Here is a 19337-nt window from a genome sequence, read left to right on the forward strand (position 1 = left end):
CGGTTGGCTAGCGTAGCGGAAAAGCGCCCAAGCGCTGCCCCGATGCGGGTTCGGCTTGAATGAATTGTTAGGCCGCGACATGTGCAACCTCCATGTACGTGCTGTACGCGTCATATGAGAAGCCGATGCCAATAGCAGCAGAAAGAGCAAGCAACAGCCAATACTTGGTTGGATGCTCTCTGCGGCTGAATCTGGCTACCCACGCGCCATCAAGCGCGCAACCAGTAAAGGCCTGAATGAGGAATGGAATAAAACCGCTCACACCGAACAGAACGGCGGCAGCCAATTTACTAAGGCCCACCGACTCGCCCCAGAAAGCGGACGCCGAAAACAAACCGATGAAAAGGATGAACCCCCAACCAAACGATTTGCCTTGAAAGCGCGAGACGGAATTTTTCATAGCTGCCTAACACCTGAGTTAAGCCTCGCCGCGAAGCGGCGTCGGCTTGGACGAATTGTTAGCTGTGCGCCGGTAGACCAGATCCACTCGCTTTTTTGGGCGCACGATCTCGAACAAGCTAAGACCAAGCCCAATGTCCGTGACCGTGCGCGCAACTAAGGCCGGCACGGCTATGAGCGCGTGGATTGCCATGGCTAAAAAAGCATACAGACCGAACTCGGCTGCTCGCAGCGTTGAGACGACGCGCGACGGCAGGCGAACTTCGAGCAGGTAGCCGCGGAGCGCGCGGACGTTCTCCCATTCGCCGCTCTGCACGCGCGCTCGCACGGAAGCGGCGTAAAGATTCCTGCTGCGCATGCCCCGAGCAAAAGCACGCCACATGCGCCTGGGTTCTAGAACGAGCCCCGTAGATAGGGCGATGAGGTTCATGAATGCGAGAGTCGGGGAGGCCAGCAAGGAGCCAGTGCCCAGCTCCCAGGCGCTAACTTCCCCTTCGCCGACACGGCCAACGCCGTATCTCCCGACTAAATGGTGGAGGTCGTGGAACTTCAGGTACTTATGCCGCGTTTCAACGTTTGGCAAAGGGACCAGCATGCAACCAGTGTAGACCGGCACAGTTAATGAACGCTTGCCCGAGTCTTCGCCGAAGCCATGCTTGCGGTAGAAGGCTGCGAGCTCTTCTTCGAGTTGCATTGATCTCCCTCGTACAGCTAACGCTTGAATTAAGCCGAGTTGCGAAGCAACTTCGGCTTGAATGAGTTGTTAGGCAGTGAGTGGTCGCGAAGGTTGGATGGTGCAACCCTGCTCCCCAGCACTGCCGCCTTGACCGAGTGTGCCACAGCTTGCGGGATGGAGCTTGCCCAGCGACGCCCCGGTGCGGGCTGCTCCCGAAGACAAATGCAACGAGCGCAGCGCGGAAGTGACGTACGAGGGCGAAGCACCGAACTTACCGCAACCAGCAATGCTGATGACTGCTGTCCGGAGCCAACCGCATGCACGCCTGCGAACTCACCGAAGCAGCAACCACCAACGCATTTGCTCCACCACTGCCTAACGCCTGAATTAAGCCGACCCGCGAAGCAGGTTCGGCTTGAATGAATTGTTGGGCCGCAGCGCAGAGGACACTGTTCTGCAGCCTTCAGGAGAGCTGGAGTCTATAAGACTAGGGGTGCGCAGGTTGAACAAGAACGTCTGGCCTGATCTTGGATATTTTTCTTGTTCTTGACCAGGGTCAGGAAACTCAACATTGATGTAGAAAGGTACAATTCTCTCATCGTGATACCAGGATCCGCTCAGTCTTATACTTGACCTCTGGCGCGTTTTAATGAGTCGCGTCATGCAAAGTGGTAGAGCGGTGCTACGAGCGCCAATTTTAAGCTTAACGACAGGCGCCTTCGTGCCTAAGCCCTCAACAACCAGAAATGCCTTGCCGAACGATGCGGGAATCTCGGGGATCGACCCGTCGGGCTCAAGGCTAAGTATGCGGTCCTGATGCGCGATGGCAGGCTCGGTGAGCAGCGTCAAAACTAGGAAAAACAGTATGCGGCTAGCTTTCATGCGGCCTAACACCTGAGTTAAGCCGCACCGCGAAGCGGCGTCGGCTTGAATGAATTGTTAGGCCCCGTCCAACAGCTCCGGAACGCCGGCCTCTGACCAGTAGCGCCAAATGCCAGTCTCGGTGCCATGTGTGTACTGCCCGTCGGCGGCAAGTTGGCCGTTGGGATGATAGTCCCGCCAAAAGCCATGCTCCTGTCCCTGTTCGTAGATTCCCTCAGAAGCGAGCGAGCCATCCTCATGGTAGGCACAGAACAAGCCATGTCGAACCCACCGAGAGCCATCCGCTGACAGATAGCGCGAATATCGGAAGCGGACAACGCCTGACTCATATGGAATTTCTGCAATGTTCAAATTAGCCATAAGGGGCCTAACGCCTGAATTAAGCCGACCCGCGAAGCGGGTTCGGATTGAATGAGTTGTTAGGCCGACGGCCCGTGAGGAACATACTGCAAAGGCTCGCGCTGCAGGAACCATTTTGGCAGGTAGACGCGGCCAAATGGGGCTGACAAAAGCATGACGCCAGGCTCCTCAGCGCCGATGGTCTCCATCTCGGTTTGCGTCAGAACGACAAGCTCAACGGTGCCAGGAGTCTGGCCATGCTCCAGCAGCACCGAGTCTCCTACTTGAATTGGTGATCCATCTGCGTAGGTGAGCATTGAGTTTTTCCCAGAGGCCTAACGCCTGAGTTAAGCCGAGCCGCGAAGCGGGTTCGGCTTGAATGAATTGTTAGGCCTCATGCTGAGGCTCGGCCCGAAGACATGCAACATGGGCCAATGGCTCCAGAGCTGTAGGCACGGGAACAGTAAGGTGCTGCTCGTCCAGTTGCCACTGCGCTGGAAAGTCAGCGATGACCTCGGCGGCGGAGCAAGAGCAACTTTCCCGTGTCGGACTCGGAGGAGACCCGTCGTATTCGAAGCGGAGCCGAACGGTCTTTGAGGTTGGATCAGCCTCGATTGAGGCTTGGCGCAGCTCAATGTGCACCTCGCCGAGAAGTGCACGCTGGAGTGAGAGCAGCAACATTGAACGGTCGAAAGTGTCGCTCATGAGGCCTAACACCGGAATTAAGCCGACCCGCGAAGCGGGTTCGGCTTGAATGAATTGTTAGGCCGCGCCAACACGATCCCGAGCACGTTTGACCAGGAAATTCGTAGCAACTAGACCAATCACAAAAAAGAGCGCAAGGATAGCCAGCGCTGCGATCACGTAAGTAGTGTCACCCATTGAGGCGCGATGCTGTCGAAGTGGCCAAGACACGATAAATATAGAAGCGAACCATAGCGCAGTACGAATGCCATAGGTCTGGCGCTCTACTGGGAGAGTTTGTGCACTGAAGAATCCGCGCCGCCAAAGGCCATAGCCCCAAAGAGCTAGCGCAACTGCAAGCATCCCCAGAATTGCATATGTACTCATGAGCGGCCTAACGCCCGAATTAAGCCGACCCGCGAAGCGGGTTCGGCTTGAATGAATTGTTAGAGCCCTGCCCGCGACAGCGCATGAGTCAACTCCAACTGGTTGCAGCCATGGTCCTGCAGGATGCCGTCAGCATCTAGCACCCCAACCTCAAATCCCTCCTCAACATCCTCGTAGTAGAGCAGGCCAGATGGCAACTCCGCAACGACAAGGACTTGGCCCAAGGCACGGCTGCGCTGGAAAGGGACTGAATAAAACGGCACGCGATACGGGGCGAATGCAGCTTGCTGGGTAGGCGAGCAGCTAGGGAACTGATCTGCCACCAGCGCCTCAAGCTCAACGACTGTAATGGGCTGCCAAGTTTCCAAAGGGCTCTAACGCCTGAATTAAGCCGAGCCGCGAAGCGGCTTCGGCTTGAATGAATTGTTAGGCCATATTAGCCCGCACAGTACTGATCTGTGTTCGGGAGCTCGCCGCCCAGCCAGCACCTGTGGATCTTGTAGCTAGCACGGTTGAAAGCGCTGAGGCTCTCATCGCCAGGCATGAGGTGCACTAGTTCAGTGGTGCCCGTTTGCTTGTCTATCTGAAAGGCGCCGGTGACGTATCCGAGCTGTTCGAGACGCTTGGTGCCGATCCGCCGGTATTCCGTGCAGATGAACTCATAGCAGCATACCCGCTCTGTCTCGGACTGCTTCCGGATGCCGATGTAATGCCGGTCGAGATAGTCTTCTGACTGCATGGATGTGTCCGAATGTGGCCTAACACTTGAGTTAAGCCGCGCCGCACGCGGCGCCGGCTTGAATGAATTGTTAGCGCCCATTGGCAACCATGCCGAGTTTGCGAACGAGAGCGTCAAACTTGCTAAGGATTGTTACCAACTCCTCAATGGAACGGAAGTCGGGGCGAGGATAGGCGGGATTAGGTGCGGCCAAACTAGCCGCGACTGTTGCAGCGTTACACAAGATTGCAAATGTGCCCCGTTGGGCCCCATCTCCGAAAGACACAGAAAAATCTGTCTCAACAGAACTGCGGCCTTGGATTATGAAATTGAGTGACACTCTGTCCGGCAGGCCGTCCAGCCGAAATACGGTGCCCGGGCCGTCAAGCCTTTTGAGTAAGACCTGCCCGGTCGCAGCCTTTAGTACGGCACTAGCGGGCGCCTTTGCGAGTGGAACATTTAGCCGAAGAGGATGCTCACGACAAAGGGAGTAGTACGCGGAGCAGATGCCCGATTCGCTTACGGCTGCAAGGAAGTGTGGGAGAAAGATCATGGGTGCTAACACCTGAATTAAGCCGACCCGCGAAACGGGTTCGGCTTGAATGAATTGTTAGCCCGAGACACGCAGAGTCGCGGATACGGCGCCCACTTTGATGCTAAAGCCACTCATGAAGTTGGCCGTAAGGTGGTTGCAGCCCTCAGACGGCCTACTTGAGGCGAATGCACGCATCTCAGCTAATAGGTCGTCCCACATGAATCCAAGGGAGTCCAAGCAGTCATCCTCGGTGAATGGAACTGTCGGATCTCGCTCCTGGGCTTTGAACAAGTACACCCCCGCAAAGCTGAGCGAGAGCTCAGGCGGGTCTGATGGCTTTACCCAATCGCCGGTGCCACGGTGCCAATGTAGCTCTAACGTCTGTTGTGCTGGGGCGTATGACATGCCCTGAAAGTCAAAGTTGTTGTGTAGGTCAAAACGGTCAGGCCCGCGCTCAAGCGCGATAAAGTCTTCGGCAATTGAAAAGCCAATTAGCTGCATCCGGGGCCTAACCACGATTGGACCGCCTGAGAGCGGTGTTGCGCCAAGTATCGACTAAGGCAGGAGGTCTGGAAAGAAGGAATTCCTATTCCTTGACAATAACTTGCCGGATGGCCACCGGCAGTCTTTGCACCGATGCTGGTTGCGTTAGCCGACGTTCGAGCAGGCGTATGAGTTACACCCGTGACGATGCAGGCGTAATGACGGCTCTGACTCCGAAGCTGTTGGATCAGGTCCGTGCTCGGCTGCGGCTTCGTCACTACAGCCTGCGTACCGAGCAGGCGTCTGGGCTGGATCCGGCGCTTCATTGCGGCCAACGGCAAACGGCATCCAGCTCAGATTAGGCGGGCAGAGGTCGAGGCGTTTCTCACCGAGCTGGCGACGCAGGGCCAGGTGTCGGCCGGCACGCAGAATCAGGCGCTGGCGGCGCTGTTGTTCCTGTATCGCGAGGTCTTGGGGGCGGAGTTGCCCTGGATGGAGAAACTGCAGCGCGCCAAGCGGGCGCGGCCCATTCCGGTGGTGCTCTCGGCCGAGGATGTCGCGCGCACCATGCAGGAGCTGTTGGACCACAAGGATGTGGTAACCACGCAGATCTACACGCATGTGCTGGGGCGCGGGGCGTGGGCGGTGCGCAGCCCGCTGGACGGGCTACGCACCGGCAGTGGGTGACGTTGCGGGCAAGCAATGCCAGTCCGCTGTAGGCGTTTGCCACGAGGCGTCGTGACTGAAGTCCCTGCAAAGTCCTATGCCGGGAATCGATGAAGACCGCTAAGAATCCGCGGTCTTCATGGCAATGCCTCAGCCGTCCAACAACGCCTTGTCCCGCACCGCACCCTTATCCGCACTGGTCGCCAGCAGCGCATACGCCTTCAACGCCGTGGTGACCTTGCGTGGGCGCACCTCGACCGGCTTCCAGCCCTTGGCATCCTGCTCTGCGCGACGAAGAGCAAGTTCCTCGTCCGAGATCAGCAGATTGATCGAGCGGTTGGGGATGTCGATCAGGATCTTGTCGCCGTCGCGTACCAGCCCGATCGCGCCGCCCGCCGCCGCTTCCGGTGAGGCGTGGCCGATCGACAGGCCCGAGGTGCCGCCGGAGAAGCGGCCGTCGGTGAGCAGGGCGCATTGCTTGCCCAGGCCCTTGGATTTGAGATAGCTGGTGGGGTAGAGCATTTCCTGCATGCCGGGGCCGCCCTTGGGGCCTTCGTAGCGGATTACCACGATGTCGCCGGCTTTCACTTCGTCGGCCAGGATGCCCTTCACTGCCGAATCCTGGCTCTCAAAGACGCGCACATTGCCTTCGAACACGTGAATGGATTCGTCCACGCCTGCGGTCTTCACCACGCAGCCGTCGCGGGCGATATTGCCGTACAGCACGGCCAGGCCGCCCTCCTGCGAGAACGCATGCGCGACATCGCGGATGCAGCCTTCGCTGCGATCGGTGTCCAGGCTGTCCCAGCGGGTGGCCTGGCTGAAGGCAATCTGCGTGGGGATGCCGGCCGGGCCGGCCTTGTAGAACGTGTGCACGGTCTCTGCGTCGGTCTGGGTGACATCCCATTGCGCGATGGCATCGGCCAGCGTGCGTGCGTGCACCGTGGCCGCGTTGGTATGCAGCAGGCCGCCACGCGCCAGCTCGCCGAGGATGGCCATGATGCCGCCGGCGCGGTGCACGTCTTCGATGTGGTACTTCGGCGTGTTCGGGGCGACCTTGCACAGCTGCGGCACGCGCTTGGACAGGCGGTCGATATCGCGCATGCCGAATGGCACGTCGCCTTCCTGCGCGGCGGCGAGCAGATGCAGGATGGTGTTGGTCGAGCCGCCCATGGCGATATCCAGCGTCATCGCATTCTCGAACGCTTCGAAGGTGGCGATGCCGCGCGGCAGGGCGGTGGGGTCTTCGCCGCCATACCAGCGGTGGCACAGCTCCACCGCCACGCGCCCGGCGCGCAAAAACAATTGCTCGCGGTCGGCATGCGTGGCCACCACGGTGCCGTTGCCCGGCAGCGACAGGCCCAGCGCTTCGGTCAGGCAGTTCATCGAGTTGGCGGTGAACATGCCCGAGCACGAGCCGCAGGTGGGGCAGGCGCTGCGTTCGAACTCGGCCACCTTTTCGTCGGAGGCGCTGTCGTCGGCGGCGATCACCATCGCGTCGATCAGATCGAGCTTGTGTTCGGCCAGCTTGGTCTTGCCGGCTTCCATCGGCCCGCCGGAGACGAACACGGTGGGGATGTTGAGCCGCAGCGCGGCCATCAACATGCCGGGGGTGATCTTGTCGCAGTTGGAAATGCACACCAGTGCGTCGGCGCAATGCGCGTTGACCATGTATTCGACCGAGTCGGCGATGATCTCGCGGCTGGGCAGCGAATACAGCATGCCGTCGTGACCCATGGCGATGCCGTCGTCCACGGCGATGGTGTCGAACTCCTTGGCCACGCCGCCGACGCGTTCGATCTCGCGCGCGACCAGCTGGCCGAGATCCTTCAGATGCACGTGCCCGGGCACGAACTGCGTAAACGAGTTGGCGATGGCGATGATGGGCTTGTGGAAGTCCCCATCCTTCATGCCGGTGGCGCGCCAAAGTGCGCGGGCGCCGGCCATGTTGCGGCCGTGGGTGGAGGTCTTGGAGCGGTACTCGGGCATGGCGAATTCGACGGCTGATTGGCGAGCGGTGGCTGGCAATTAGACCGCGTCGTGACTGTTGCTGCTGCAACGGTCGCGGCGCGCTCCGGTGATCCGGCACGGTAGCACGCGGGCCAGGGCACGCCGTGGCGGTGGGGAGGGCGCGCGCCGCGCGCATCGCACAGGCGGCGGCGGAGCGTTCGCGGGCACGGCGCGCGAACACGCGCCTCCCGCTGGTCGGAGTGGCATGTAATGCGATGTAAACGTATGCGGGGCTGCATGCAGTGCCCGGAGTGCGAACCGGAGCGCAGATTGCGCCGTTGCCACACCGGCACCATCGCCGTCAGACCGGTGCGGCAGAGGGGAGCACCACCGCCAAGGATCTCCACCAACGGCACCGCAGGAGGCGCCCATGTCCGACCATCCACATCCACGCCGCACGGCGGCGGCAGGCCCGCATCCCATCGACCAGACGCCGGCAGCAACAGCCGGGGTCACCCGCCGTCGCGTGCTGCAGGGCGCAGCCGGCGCGGTGGCACTGGCCGGCCTCGGGTGGGGCGGCCGCGCGGCTGCGCAGAGCGCCAACCTGCCGTTTGCGGGCCTGAACCTGTCGGGCCTGGCCTCCAACAGCTATGTGGAGAATGCGGAGATCGGCACGCACTATCGCGCCATTACCGCACAGCACGTGGCCGCCGCCGGGGCCTGCCCGTTGTTCCGGCTGCCGACCACCGCCGCGCGCTTCACGCGGGGGCAGGGGCTGGCCTTGAACGAGACCTACTGCAGCCAGGTCCAGGATGCGCTGGACCACATCGCCGCCCGCGGCAAGCGCGCCATCGTGGAGCTGCATGACTATATGCGCCTGCCGCAGCGGGTGGCCGTCAAGTCGGGCTATCGGCGCGACGCCAGCGGAACGCTTGTGGACGCGCGCGGCAACCGCATCGACGACCCGGCGGCCGCCGCGGTCTGGGCCGACACCTATCCGCTGCGCAATTTCGGCTACCAGGGCTATTTCGATCGCCGCGACGGGCTGCTCAAGCTGTACGAATACCGCGTGATCGGCACGCCGGGGTGCACGCTCTACAACGCGTCCGGCCTGCCCGACCTGTGGGCACGCATCGTCAACCGGTTCCGGCAGCACCCGGCGGTGTTCGGCTGGGGCGTGATGAACGAGCCCTATCAGGGCGACGAGCGCGCCGCCGACGGCAGCGTGCTGTCGATGGCGGCGCACTGGCAGAACACCGCCACTGCGTGCTGCAAGACCATCATCGATCGCGACCGCGACCACTTCGTGTTCGTGTGCGGCAACGGCTATGCCAGTGCCCGGCTCTGGCAGGAGGATTCGATGGGCCTGTTCGACATCCCCGATCCCTACAACCGCATCGTCTACGAAGCGCACAACTATCTGGACAGCAAGGGGGCTGGCGGCGGTAACTGGATCGGACCGGGCGGGCGCAACGAAGTGATCCAGCCCGATACCGGCATCATGATGGTGACGCCCTTCATCGACGCCCTGCGGGATGCCGGCAAGCGCGGTTATCTCGGCGAGCACGGCTACCCGGCCGGCAACCGCAGCGCGGAGGTCGCCACCACACGCATGCTGGCCCATCTGCAGGCGAACAATATCCCCAGCACGCAATGGTGCTTCGGCCCCGGTTGGCCGGATGACGACGTGCTCGGCATGAGCCGCGACGTGGGCGCGGACATCCAGGCCAAGAGCAATCTCGCTGCCGTGCAGGCCTTCTTCGACGTGCGCCTGTCCAGCTACATCCCGCCGCGCTAGCCACGCTGCCGCTGCCGGCACGCGGCGGCGGTTTACACTGGCGGCATGCGCAAGAACCTCCCGTGCCGCGCCGGCTGCGCGGCCTGCTGCATCGCGCCGTCGATCAGTTCGGCCATCCCCGGCATGCCGCAAGGCAAGCCGGCGGGCGTGCCCTGCGTGCAGCTCGACGGCCAGGGCCGTTGTCGCCTGTTCGGGTTGCCGACGCGGCCGGCGGTGTGCGCCAGCCTGCGTCCGTCCGAGGACATGTGCGGCGCATCGCGCGCGCAGGCGCTGGCCACGTTGACGGCACTGGAGCACGCCACGCGGCCGTGAGCCGCGGCACGCCTCAGCTGCCGGTGCCCTGCGCCTTGCGGGAGAAGACCCGCTTGATGCCCGTACCCACGGCAAACACGCCCAACAGCACCAGCTTCCAGCCCTTGGCCAGCAACAGGCCCAGCTTGGCGAACAGCCCGGCCTTGGCCGCCAGGCCACCGCCGATCAGGCCGGCCAGCCCATAGCTGGCGATCTTGTCGGTGGACGGGTTGTGGTCGGCATAGCGCGCGCCCTGGTCGAATTCGGTCATCGGCAGCAATTGCTGCATGCCCTGGTGGACCTGTTCGAGCTGGTCCATGCCGGCGATGGCATTGAGGCTGAGGTAGCCGCTGCGGCCGAGCACGCGGATATCGTAGTTGAGCGTGTGCTGCTGGGCGCCATCGAAGCGCAGTTCCTTGGCCCAATAGAGCTTCTTGCTGCCGGCGTCGTACCGCGGCGGCACCGCCCAGCCGAGCAAGTCGACGGTGCCGTAGCCCTGCTCACGGCGCGCGGCGTTGTCTTCGGCGGTGCCCTTCTGCATGTCGGCCAGCAATTCGCTGTAATCGATCTTGGCGGCATCCTCGTCGGACACATAACCGTCGTCGGCATAGGTCACCACCACTGCCCAGCCACCCGGCGCATCCAGCGCGGGTGTGCGCGGCACGATCATGCCCAGCACGCTGTCGTCGGGCGGGTTGCCCCACAGCTGCTCGAGCACGCGGCGCGTGTCGGCCTTGTCCAGGTAGCGGAATGCCGGGTCCAGATCGAAGTGCGCCTTGGCTTGCGGCACGTCGATGTGGCCGTTGCGGTACTGCAGGGCAGACAGCACCTGCGCTTCGTCGACGGCGTCGGCTGGAATGGCCAGCAGCGACTGGCTCGCGATCAGCAGGCAGGCGGCCAGCAGGCTGCGCAGGGCAAAACGCGTATGCATCGGGTCGAATCCATTCGAGGGCAGCGTCCCCACGCCGCAGGGCGCCGATCTTGCCATGCCTGCGTAGGGCGGACAACGGCTCAGCTGGTGCCGACGGTGCCCAGGTACTGGTCCTTGAGCCGCACATAATGCTGTGCGGAGTAATGCAGGCTTTCGATTTCCTTGTCGCTGAGCGTGCGGGCCAGCCGTGCGGGATTGCCCAGCCACAATTCGCCTTCGCCAACGATCTTGCCCGGGCCGACGACCGCCCCGGCGCCGACAAAGCCGTAGCGTTTGACGGTGGCGCCGTCGAGCACGCAGGCGCCCATGCCGATCAGGCACAGGTCTTCGATGGTGCAGGCATGCAGGATGGTGCCGTGGCCGACCGTGACGTCGGCGCCGATCACGGTCGGGTAGCCGGCCTTGTTGAACGGGCTATGGTGACTGACGTGGATGATGGTGCCGTCCTGCACGTTGGTGCGTGCGCCGATCTGCACATGATTGACGTCGCCACGAATCACCGTGCCCGGCCACACCGACACGTCATCGCCCAGGCTCACCTTGCCGATGATGGTGCAGGCAGGATCGACATAGACGCGTGCGCCCAGTTGCGGGGTGTGTTCCAGGAACGAGCGAATCGGGGTCACGATGATCTCCGGCATGTCGGCGTGCCGCCCGGTGCGGGCACGGCCTGCATGATAGCGGGCGAGCGTCGGCATGCGGAAAGCGCTGGTGCGGCAGTGGATCCATCTGGCTGCGGACGTGCCTGATGCAGCGGCGCAGTGTGTTGGAACAGCTGGCGCCAGGGCGTGTGAGGCCGCGCCTGCACGTTCGCTGCCGCTTCGAACGGATCGAGGTGTGTCGCGGTGTGCAGTCATGCATATGTCGCGTCGTTCAACCTCGCTGCCAGCAACGTTGCATCCATGCCTGCATCACGAGTGCGGCACTGCGCTTTGTAGGCCTGACCAGACGAACGTGATGGTTGCCCGGTCTGATCGCACTCGAGGCACGCGCTGCAGCGCCGCATGCGAGGTCGATCGTTTCCGTACAGGCAAGGCGCACCCTGCAGATGCCGCTGCGCAGACAGCTCAACGAATGCGTGGAGAGGCAAGCGAAGCGCGCTGCCGGCTTGTTCGATAAGCGCACACCCGTGCAGGCCGCCGTCTTGAACGCCCTCTGCGATCGGCCTAGCGTGCGGTGACGTTGCAACACCCCGACTGTCGTTGCCGCGTTGCAGTGCCGCTGCGCTGTCGAAGGCCGTCGCAGCGTCCAGCGTGCTTGCGTCTTCGTCGTGGCGGCGCTGCGTGAGCGCATGGCCACGCGTGAGGTTGCCAATGCAGCTGCCCTCCCTAACCAGGATCACCCGATGACCCAGAGCGCCGCGACACCTGCACCCTTCGTACTGCAACGCATGACGCCGTTTCAGTGGAGGGCGGTGGCGGTGTGCGTGTTGCTGACCATGCTCGATGGCTTCGATGTGATGGCGATGGCCTTCACCGCCCCGCATGTGTCGGCGCAGTGGCAGTTGTCGGGCAAGCTGCTCGGGGCCTTGTTCAGTGCCGGCCTGGTCGGCATGGCGGTGGGATCGTTGCTGTTGGCGCCGCTGGCCGACCGCATCGGGCGGCGCGCGACGATCCTGGCATGCCTGGCGATTTTGACCGTGGGCATGGGCGCCTCGGCGCTGGCCACCGGGGTGTGGCAACTCGGCGCGTTGCGTGCATTTACCGGGATCGGCATCGGCGGCATGCTGGCCTGCGTTGCGGTTATCGCTGCCGAATATTCCACCGCCCAGTGGCGCAGCACGGCACTGGCGCTGCAGGCCACCGGTTATCCGATCGGCGCGACGCTGGGCGGCGCGATCGCAGCACTGCTGTTGCAGCACTGGTCCTGGCACGCGGTGTTTGTGCTCGGCGCGCTGGGGTCGCTGCTGTGTGTGCCCTTGGTGCTGGCGTTCTTGCCTGAGTCGTTGGAATTTCTGATCGCGCGTCGCCCACCCAACGCAGGCGCACGCTTCAACGCAGTGCTTGCGCGTATGGGCATGCCGCCGCAGGCGGTACTGCCGTCACCGCCGCCGCATGGCTCCGGTCGGGCGCGGGGCTATGCGGCCTTGTTCGTGCCGGCATTGCGGCGGCAGTCGCTGTTGATCGCGCTGGCGTTCTTTCTGCTGATGTTTGCGTTCTATTTCGTGCTCAGCTGGACTCCGAAGCTGCTGGTCGTGGCCGGCTTGTCGGCAGAGCAGGGCGTGACCGGTGGCGTGTTGTTGAATCTGGGCGGGATCGCCGGCGGTGCGATCTTCAGCGCGCTGGCCGCGCGTGCGCGGCTGTCGTGGCTGACCGCCGGTGTGCTGGGACTGTCGGCGCTGGCGCTGCTGGCCTTTGGCTGGTACAGCACGGTGCTGGGTTGGGCGTTCGTCATTGCGGTGCTGAGCGGCGCGGCGCTGTTTGCCGCCATCGCCGGGCTGTATGCGGTGGCGCCGGTGGTCTTCACGGCGGCGGTGCGTTCCACCGGCATGGGCTGGGCGATCGGGGTGGGCCGCTTCGGTGCGATCGCCTCGCCGCTGTGCGTGGGCGTGCTGGTGGATGCGGGCTGGTCGCCGGCGGCCCTGTACCTGGCCTGCAGCGTGCCGCTGCTGCTCGCGGCCATCGCCGTGCTGGGCATGCGCCTGCCGGCGCGCTGAACTTCTCAACCGGCGGTCGCCGCGCGGCGCGAGCGAGTTCTACCGGACCAAAGAAATCCTGCGCACTGCCGATAACCCGACAGACCCTCCATCGTCGTGGCGGGCTCTTCCGCGGACCATTTGCAGATCAGCGCCGGCATGCTCAGAACCATCGATTCAGACCAACTCCGCCCCGGCATGTATGTCTACAAGCTGCTGGGCGCGTGGGTGCACCACCCGTTCTGGAAGACCTCGTTCCTGGTCGATTCGGACGACGTGGAGAAGATCCATGGCAGCCGGATCGAGCAACTGGTGATCGACACCGCGCGTGGCCTGGACCTGGACACGGCGGCGCCGGACGCGCCCGATCCGCAGCCTGAGCCGGAGCAACCGCCGCCGCCAGTACCGGAACCCCCCGAGCCGGCCACTACCACGCGCACCGCGCGGACCAATAGCGTCACCGCGCAGGTCGGCATCGAGTCCGAAGTGGTGCGCGCACGCAAGATCTTCGAAGACGGCCGCGATACGGTCGAGGCGATGTTCCGCGATGTGCGGCTTGGCCGCACCGTCGACACCGAGGCGGCGATGCCGCTGGTGGAGGCCATCAACGATTCGGTCCTGCGGCATCCGCAGGCCTTGATCAGCGTGGCAAGGCTGAAGACCGCCGACGACTACACCTATCTGCATTCGATGGCGGTGGCCGGCCTGATGAGCGGGCTGGCGCGCCAGCTCGGTCTGCCCGAAGGGCAGGTCGTCGAGGCGGCCATGGGCGGCCTGCTGCACGATATGGGCAAGGCGGTGACGCCGCTGGACATCCTCAACAAGCCCGGCAAGCTCACCGACGAAGAGATGGCGATCATGCGCCAGCACCCGCTGGACGGTCATCGCCTGCTGGTGGCCGGCGGGGTGCAGAACGCGGTGGTGCTGGAGATCGCGTTGCACCACCACGAGAAAATGGACGGCAGCGGCTACCCGAACCGCTTGGCGGGCGAGAACATCGCGCTGATGTCGCGGATGGGCGCGGTGTGCGATGTGTACGATGCCATCAGCTCGGACCGCCCCTACAAACGCGGCTGGGATCCGGCCGAATCGCTCAAGCGCATGGCGTCGTGGCAGGGGCACTTCGACCCGGTGGTGTTCCAGGCCTTCGTGCGCCGGCTGGGGATTTATCCGGTCGGCTCGTTGGTGCGGCTGGAGTCGCAGAAACTGGCGGTGGTGATCGAGCAGACCCCCGATGCGCTGCTCAAGCCCAAGGTGCGCGTGTTCTATTCGGCCAAGCTGCGCAGCCATGTGCTGGTGCAGGACATCGACCTGTCGCGCCCGGACTGCCAGGACCGCATCGCGCAGATGGAAAGCCCCTCGGACTGGGGCTTCCGCGATCTCGAGAAGCTCTGGCTGCCGTAATCCGTAACCCCGTAACCCGCAGGCCGCAGGCCGCACGCATGCACGCGGCCTACCTGGCGCGGAGATGCGCTGGGCGAGTGGGCTGGGTCCGCAGGCGTCGTCTGGCGAAGGCCGCAGCCTTGCCGTCGTGATTGCCACCACCGCTGCCATGCCCGGCATGCCGCGCGCACCTGTGCCTGGCGTGCCGGTCACAGGCGGTTGCCACCATGCCCGCCAAGTCCATCGGCCCGCCTGGTCAACCTGGCGAGCGCGACCATGCTGCGCTGCAGCTTGGCAATGTAGTTATGATCCATAACTATTCCGGAACGCAATCACTTGCCGACCCCGGATCCCATGTCGCAGCCGTGCCTGGATGACCGTCGCTTCCCACACCTGCGTGCCGCCGCATGCGGCCGCCACGTGCTGGCGCTGGACTGGCACCAGCCTGTGGCGACCTGCCTGCACGGCGGTGCCACGCGCTCGGCGGCCACGCCCACATCGGCATGCCTGCGCGCGTCTACAATGCAGCTCACGCCGCGGATCGGCGTTGCGGGCGGTGAGCGTTGCGCGCACCGGTCCGCCTGTCGTCTTCGCTGCGAGAACCGTCATGTCCGTCACTGCCACTGCCGTACCGCTGCCGGATGCCGTCACCACGGTGGATCAGGCACGCCTGCTGCGGCTGCTGGGCTACCGCATCACCCGCACCGAGTTGCTGGTGCGGCGGATGTTTCAGGACTGCGTGGCTGCGTTCGACCTCAAGCCGGTCGACTTCTCGCTGCTGATGCTGGTGGACGGCAACCCGGGCATCAACCAGCGCCAGATCGGCGACGTGCTGCACGTGTCGGCGCCCAACCTGGCGATCGTGGTGGCACGCCTGGTCAAGCGCCGCCTGCTGCGGCAGGTGCGGGGACGCCAGGACCGACGCATGCAGCATCTGTCGCTGACCAGCGCCGGCGTGACCCTGCTGAGCGCTGCCGAGGCCGAAGTGCTGCGCATGGAACAGCAGCTCAGCGTGGTGCTGGGCAGCAGCGAGGCGCCATTGCTGCGCGCACTCGACCGGCTGGACCGGCTGGACACCGCGTAATCCACCGCTGCCGTGCAGGCGCACGGCCAGCTTTCCTGTTGACCTGCGCACGCGCCGTTGCCGGCGTGTCGATCGCGCCTGCCTGACCGTTGTCCCGCCGCAGTTCCCGCTGTCCCTCCCAATGCTGGAGATGTTCGCAGTGAGCTATCGATCGGTCCTGTCTGGGTTGTCTTCCCGCGCGTCGGCGCTGCGCCGCGCAGCGCTTGGCATGCTGTCGCTGCTTGCTGCCGGCACGGCCGGCGCACAGAGCCTGCCGCAGAGTACGACGCTGACCAACGGCATCAATACCGGCGGCACCAGCTATCTGGACGGCTTCACCCGCACCACGCCCGGCTGGGCGGTGATCACCTATCTGCGCCAGAGCTCACTGGACGCGATCAAGGATTCCCGCGGCGACGACGTGCCGGTGTTCGACCGCCCACGCATCGATTCCACCCTGCTGCTGACCCAGGTCGCCTATGTCACCCCGTACACGCTCTTCGGCGGCGCAGTGGGCATCAACACGCTGCTGCCGCTGATCAATCTGGATGCCTCGTTCGGGCGCAACAGCATTGCCAGCTTGCGCGACAACGGCGCCGGTGTGGGCGACCTGACCTTCGGCCCGTATCTGCAGATGCTGCCGGTGATCCGCAATGGCAGGCCGGTGTTTTCGCAGCGCTTCGAAATCGATGCGATCGCGCCAATCGGCAAGTTCGACCGCGATCGCGATCTCAATCAGGGCGCCGGCTACTGGTCGCTGGTGCCGCAATATGCGTTCACCGTGTTCCCGACCCCCAACTGGGAAGTCAGCGCACGCATCAACTACATCTACAACTTCCGCAGCGAGCGCCGGCCGAACCTGCCGCCGGGCTTCGAGTTCCGCAACGGCCAGGCCGGCGACGCGGGCTGGATCAACTTCGCCACCTCCTGGGAAGTGGTACCCGACATCCGGCTTGGCGTGAATGCCTATTACCTCACCCAGTTCCGCGACAACCGCACCAATGGGCAGCGTGTGGCCGACACCCGCCAGAGCGTGTTCTATGCGGGGCCCGGTGGCGTGTGGCGGATGGATGCCAACAACATGCTGTTTGCCAATGTGTATCTGCCGGTGGAGGTCAAGAACGCCGCCTCCGGCAATAACGTCAACCTGCAGTACGTCCATGTGTTCTAGCGCCGGCACGGCCGGCCTCTTCGGAGAGTGGCAATGAATTTGCAGAACAAGACCATCGTGGTCACTGGCGTGGCATCGGGCATCGGTGCCGAAGTCGCGCGTCTGGCCCGTTTCCATGGCGCCACGGTGATCGGCGTCGATCGCACGCCGGTGCAGATGTCGCTGCACGGGTTCCACCAGGCCGATCTCGGTGATCCGGCATCCATCGATGCGCTGGTGCAGGCCTTGCCGGCGCGTATCGATGCGCTGGCCAATGTGGCTGGCGTTCCCGGTACCGCGCCGCTGGAGGTGGTGGCACGCGTCAACTATCTGGGCCTGCGCCATTTGAGTCAGGCGCTGCTGCCGCGCATGACGCCCGGTGGTTCCATCATCAATGTGGCTTCCATCCTGGGCGCCGAGTGGCCGCAGCGCCTGGAACTGCACAAGCAACTGGCCGCCACCGACAGCTTTGCGTCTGGCGATGCATGGCTGCAGGCGCATCCGGTGGCACACGACACCTGCTACCAGTACTTCAAGGAAGCGCTGATCGTCTGGACGCTGCTGCAGTCGCGGCCCTGGTTCGCCGAGCACGGTGTGCGCGTCAATAACGTCTCGCCGGGGCCGGTGTTTACGCCGATTCTTGGCGATTTCGTCACCATGCTCGGCGAGGAGCGCGTCAAGGAAGATGCCAAGCGCATGACGCGGCCGGCCTATGCCGACGAGGTGGCGGAGGCCATCGTGTTTCTCGCCTCCGATGCGGCGCGCTGGATCAACGGCATCACCCTGCCGGTCGATGGCGGGCTGGCGTCCACCACTCTGTAACACCACCCCCTCAGCAGGAGGCTAGACCATGAACGCTCTCCCCAATACCGCCATTGCCGCAAGCGCCGCTCCGGCCTGGCATGGCTGCATCTTCAATGGCGACTGGGTGCCCGGCAACGACGGCACCGCGCAGATCATCGAACCGGCCACCGGCACGCTGCTGCACGAAGTCGGCAAGGCCGACCTGGCCGATGTCGCCGCTGCCGTGGCGCTGGCGAAAAAAGCGCAGCGTGCCTGGGCGGCCACTGCGCCGCGCGAGCGCGCTGCGGTGTTTCACCGTGCCGCGCAGCTGATGGAAGCGCGCAGTGCCGAAGCGGCACTGCTGATCGCGCGCGAAACCGGCGGCATCCTGCCCAAGGCCCAGCGCGAAGTGAACGAGTCGGTGGTGATCTACCAGCAGTCTGCGGCACTGCCGCTGCAGGCGGTCGGCCAGGTGCTGCCGACGGGCGCCGGCCAGCTCAGCCTGGCCCGGCATCTGCCGCTGGGCGTGATCGCAGTGATTTCCCCGTTCAATTTCCCGTTGATCCTGTCGCTGCGCTCGGTCGCCCCGGCGCTGGCGATGGGCAATGCGGTGGTGCTCAAGCCCGATCCGCGCACGCCGTATACCGGTGGCGTGGTCATCGCGCAGGTGCTGGAAGAAGCGGGCCTGCCGAAGGGACTGTTGCATGTACTGCATGGCGATGCCGCCATCGGGCAGGCGCTGGTCGAATCGCCGGATATCCCGATGATTGCCTTCACCGGCTCCACCGCGGCCGGGCGGCGCATCGGCGAGATCGCCGGCCGGCATTTGAAGAAGGTGTCGCTGGAGTTGGGCGGCAACAACGCAGTGATCGTGCTCGACGACGCCGATCTGGACAAGGCCGCCGCTGCAGTGGCATTCGGCGCCTACATGCATCAGGGACAGATCTGCATGGCCACCGGCCGCGTGCTGGTCCAGCGCGGGATCGCCGATGCATTCACGCAGCGGCTGGCCGAAAAAGCCAGGCATCTGCCGGTTGGCGATCCGGTCAGCGGCACTGTGGCACTGGGCCCGATCATCGACCAGCGCCAGCTGCAGCGGGTGATCGATATCGTGGACGACAGCGTCGCCGCCGGTGCGGTGGTGGAGGCCGGCGCCAGCAACCAAGGCCTGTTCTATGCGCCGACGGTGCTGTCCAACGTGCGTCCGGGCATGCGTGCATTCGACGAAGAAGTCTTTGGCCCGGTGATCAATATCACCGTGTTCGATACCGACGACGAAGCCGCAGAACTTGCCAACCATGGCGAGTACGGTCTGGCTGCGGGCATCCTGTCGGCGTCGGTATCGCGCGCGATGCGCCTGGGCGACAAGCTGCACACCGGCCTGTTGCACATCAACGATCAGACCGTGGCCGATGAAGTCATCAATCCCTTCGGCGGGACCGGCGCGTCGGGCAACGGCACCAGTGTCGGCGGACCGGCCGATTGGGAGCAGTACACCCACTGGCAATGGCTGACGATCAAGAACGAAGTGCCGCAGTACCCGTTCTGACCGGCGCGGCGCAACCGACCGGGGGGCGGGGCTGC

Annotated in this window: 18 protein-coding genes and 1 pseudogene; 9 read left to right on the top strand and 10 right to left on the bottom strand. The window is 64.1% G+C overall.

Annotated elements, in window-relative coordinates; translation table 11 throughout:
- Window positions 1–67: 67 nt before the first annotated feature.
- From ABQ137_RS02210 to ABQ137_RS02230, 7 genes are all read right to left on the bottom strand, one after another.
- Window positions 68–400 (bottom strand): hypothetical protein, encoded by a 333-nt coding sequence (locus ABQ137_RS02210; protein ID WP_184380994.1) that lies wholly within the window; start codon window positions 398–400, stop codon window positions 68–70.
- 18 nt (window positions 401–418) lie between these two features.
- Window positions 419–1093 (bottom strand): hypothetical protein, encoded by a 675-nt coding sequence (locus tag ABQ137_RS02215; protein ID WP_184515608.1) that lies wholly within the window; start codon window positions 1091–1093, stop codon window positions 419–421.
- 369 nt (window positions 1094–1462) lie between these two features.
- On the bottom strand, window positions 1463–1957 hold the full coding sequence (locus tag ABQ137_RS02220) for a hypothetical protein (RefSeq protein ID WP_184614670.1): 495 nt from the start codon (window positions 1955–1957) through the stop codon (window positions 1463–1465).
- A 57-nt stretch (window positions 1958–2014) separates the two neighbouring features.
- The gene (locus ABQ137_RS20645) at window positions 2015–2431 is read right to left on the bottom strand and encodes a toxin-antitoxin system YwqK family antitoxin (RefSeq protein WP_425524009.1); all 417 of its coding nucleotides are present in this window, start codon (window positions 2429–2431) and stop codon (window positions 2015–2017) included.
- Window positions 2377–2613 (bottom strand): hypothetical protein, encoded by a 237-nt coding sequence (locus ABQ137_RS02225; RefSeq protein WP_146097017.1) that lies wholly within the window; start codon window positions 2611–2613, stop codon window positions 2377–2379. Before ABQ137_RS02225 ends, ABQ137_RS20645 begins: the two co-directional genes overlap by 55 nt.
- Before the next feature lie 70 nt (window positions 2614–2683).
- Entirely contained in the window at window positions 2684–3001 is a 318-nt protein-coding gene (locus ABQ137_RS20650) for a MafI2 family immunity protein (RefSeq protein WP_485130039.1), read from the bottom strand.
- A gap of 802 nt (window positions 3002–3803) precedes the next feature.
- The gene (locus ABQ137_RS02230) at window positions 3804–4106 is read right to left on the bottom strand and encodes a hypothetical protein (protein WP_184515617.1); all 303 of its coding nucleotides are present in this window, start codon (window positions 4104–4106) and stop codon (window positions 3804–3806) included.
- 1215 nt (window positions 4107–5321) lie between these two features.
- Between ABQ137_RS02230 and ABQ137_RS02235 the strand changes: the two are divergent.
- Window positions 5322–5682, top strand: a pseudogene (locus ABQ137_RS02235) (phage integrase N-terminal SAM-like domain-containing protein); the annotation flags it as partial.
- Window positions 5683–5919: 237 nt separating this feature from the next.
- On the opposite strand, the gene ilvD reads toward ABQ137_RS02235, so the two are convergent.
- Complete coding sequence (gene ilvD, locus ABQ137_RS02240) at window positions 5920–7758, bottom strand: dihydroxy-acid dehydratase (protein ID WP_046345393.1); 1839 nt, start codon at window positions 7756–7758, stop codon at window positions 5920–5922.
- A gap of 391 nt (window positions 7759–8149) precedes the next feature.
- Between ilvD and ABQ137_RS02245 the strand changes: the two genes are divergently transcribed.
- Both ABQ137_RS02245 and ABQ137_RS02250 read left to right on the top strand, forming a co-directional pair.
- Complete coding sequence (locus ABQ137_RS02245; protein ID WP_349781052.1) at window positions 8150–9517, top strand: glycoside hydrolase family 5 protein; 1368 nt, start codon at window positions 8150–8152, stop codon at window positions 9515–9517.
- 45 nt (window positions 9518–9562) lie between these two features.
- Window positions 9563–9829: a YkgJ family cysteine cluster protein gene (locus ABQ137_RS02250; RefSeq protein ID WP_039513263.1), complete on the top strand. Its 267-nt coding sequence runs from the start codon at window positions 9563–9565 to the stop codon at window positions 9827–9829.
- Between the two features lie 13 nt (window positions 9830–9842).
- On the opposite strand, the gene ABQ137_RS02255 is transcribed toward ABQ137_RS02250, so the two are convergent.
- Both ABQ137_RS02255 and ABQ137_RS02260 read right to left on the bottom strand, forming a co-directional pair.
- Window positions 9843–10739, bottom strand: a complete 897-nt coding sequence (locus ABQ137_RS02255; protein WP_349781053.1) for a DUF2167 domain-containing protein — start codon at window positions 10737–10739, stop codon at window positions 9843–9845.
- 80 nt (window positions 10740–10819) lie between these two features.
- Window positions 10820–11365: a gamma carbonic anhydrase family protein gene (locus tag ABQ137_RS02260; RefSeq protein ID WP_167763553.1), complete on the bottom strand. Its 546-nt coding sequence runs from the start codon at window positions 11363–11365 to the stop codon at window positions 10820–10822.
- 719 nt (window positions 11366–12084) lie between these two features.
- Between ABQ137_RS02260 and ABQ137_RS02265 the strand changes: the two genes are divergently transcribed.
- From ABQ137_RS02265 to ABQ137_RS02290, 6 genes are all read left to right on the top strand, one after another.
- A complete protein-coding gene (locus ABQ137_RS02265; RefSeq protein ID WP_349781054.1) occupies window positions 12085–13395 on the top strand; it encodes an MFS transporter in 1311 nt (436 codons plus the stop codon).
- A gap of 138 nt (window positions 13396–13533) precedes the next feature.
- Complete coding sequence (locus ABQ137_RS02270; protein ID WP_046346170.1) at window positions 13534–14778, top strand: HD-GYP domain-containing protein; 1245 nt, start codon at window positions 13534–13536, stop codon at window positions 14776–14778.
- Window positions 14779–15364: 586 nt separating this feature from the next.
- Window positions 15365–15841 (top strand): MarR family winged helix-turn-helix transcriptional regulator, encoded by a 477-nt coding sequence (locus ABQ137_RS02275; protein ID WP_024938805.1) that lies wholly within the window; start codon window positions 15365–15367, stop codon window positions 15839–15841.
- Window positions 15842–15962: 121 nt separating this feature from the next.
- Window positions 15963–16991, top strand: a complete 1029-nt coding sequence (locus ABQ137_RS02280; protein ID WP_439654992.1) for a SphA family protein — start codon at window positions 15963–15965, stop codon at window positions 16989–16991.
- A gap of 33 nt (window positions 16992–17024) precedes the next feature.
- Complete coding sequence (locus ABQ137_RS02285; protein WP_065033063.1) at window positions 17025–17792, top strand: coniferyl-alcohol dehydrogenase; 768 nt, start codon at window positions 17025–17027, stop codon at window positions 17790–17792.
- Window positions 17793–17820: 28 nt separating this feature from the next.
- On the top strand, window positions 17821–19302 hold the full coding sequence (locus ABQ137_RS02290) for a benzaldehyde dehydrogenase (RefSeq protein WP_349781055.1): 1482 nt from the start codon (window positions 17821–17823) through the stop codon (window positions 19300–19302).
- Window positions 19303–19337 lie beyond the last annotated feature (35 nt).

Source organism: Xanthomonas sp. WHRI 8393 (genome assembly GCF_040203315.1).
GTDB lineage: Bacteria > Pseudomonadota > Gammaproteobacteria > Xanthomonadales > Xanthomonadaceae > Xanthomonas > Xanthomonas arboricola.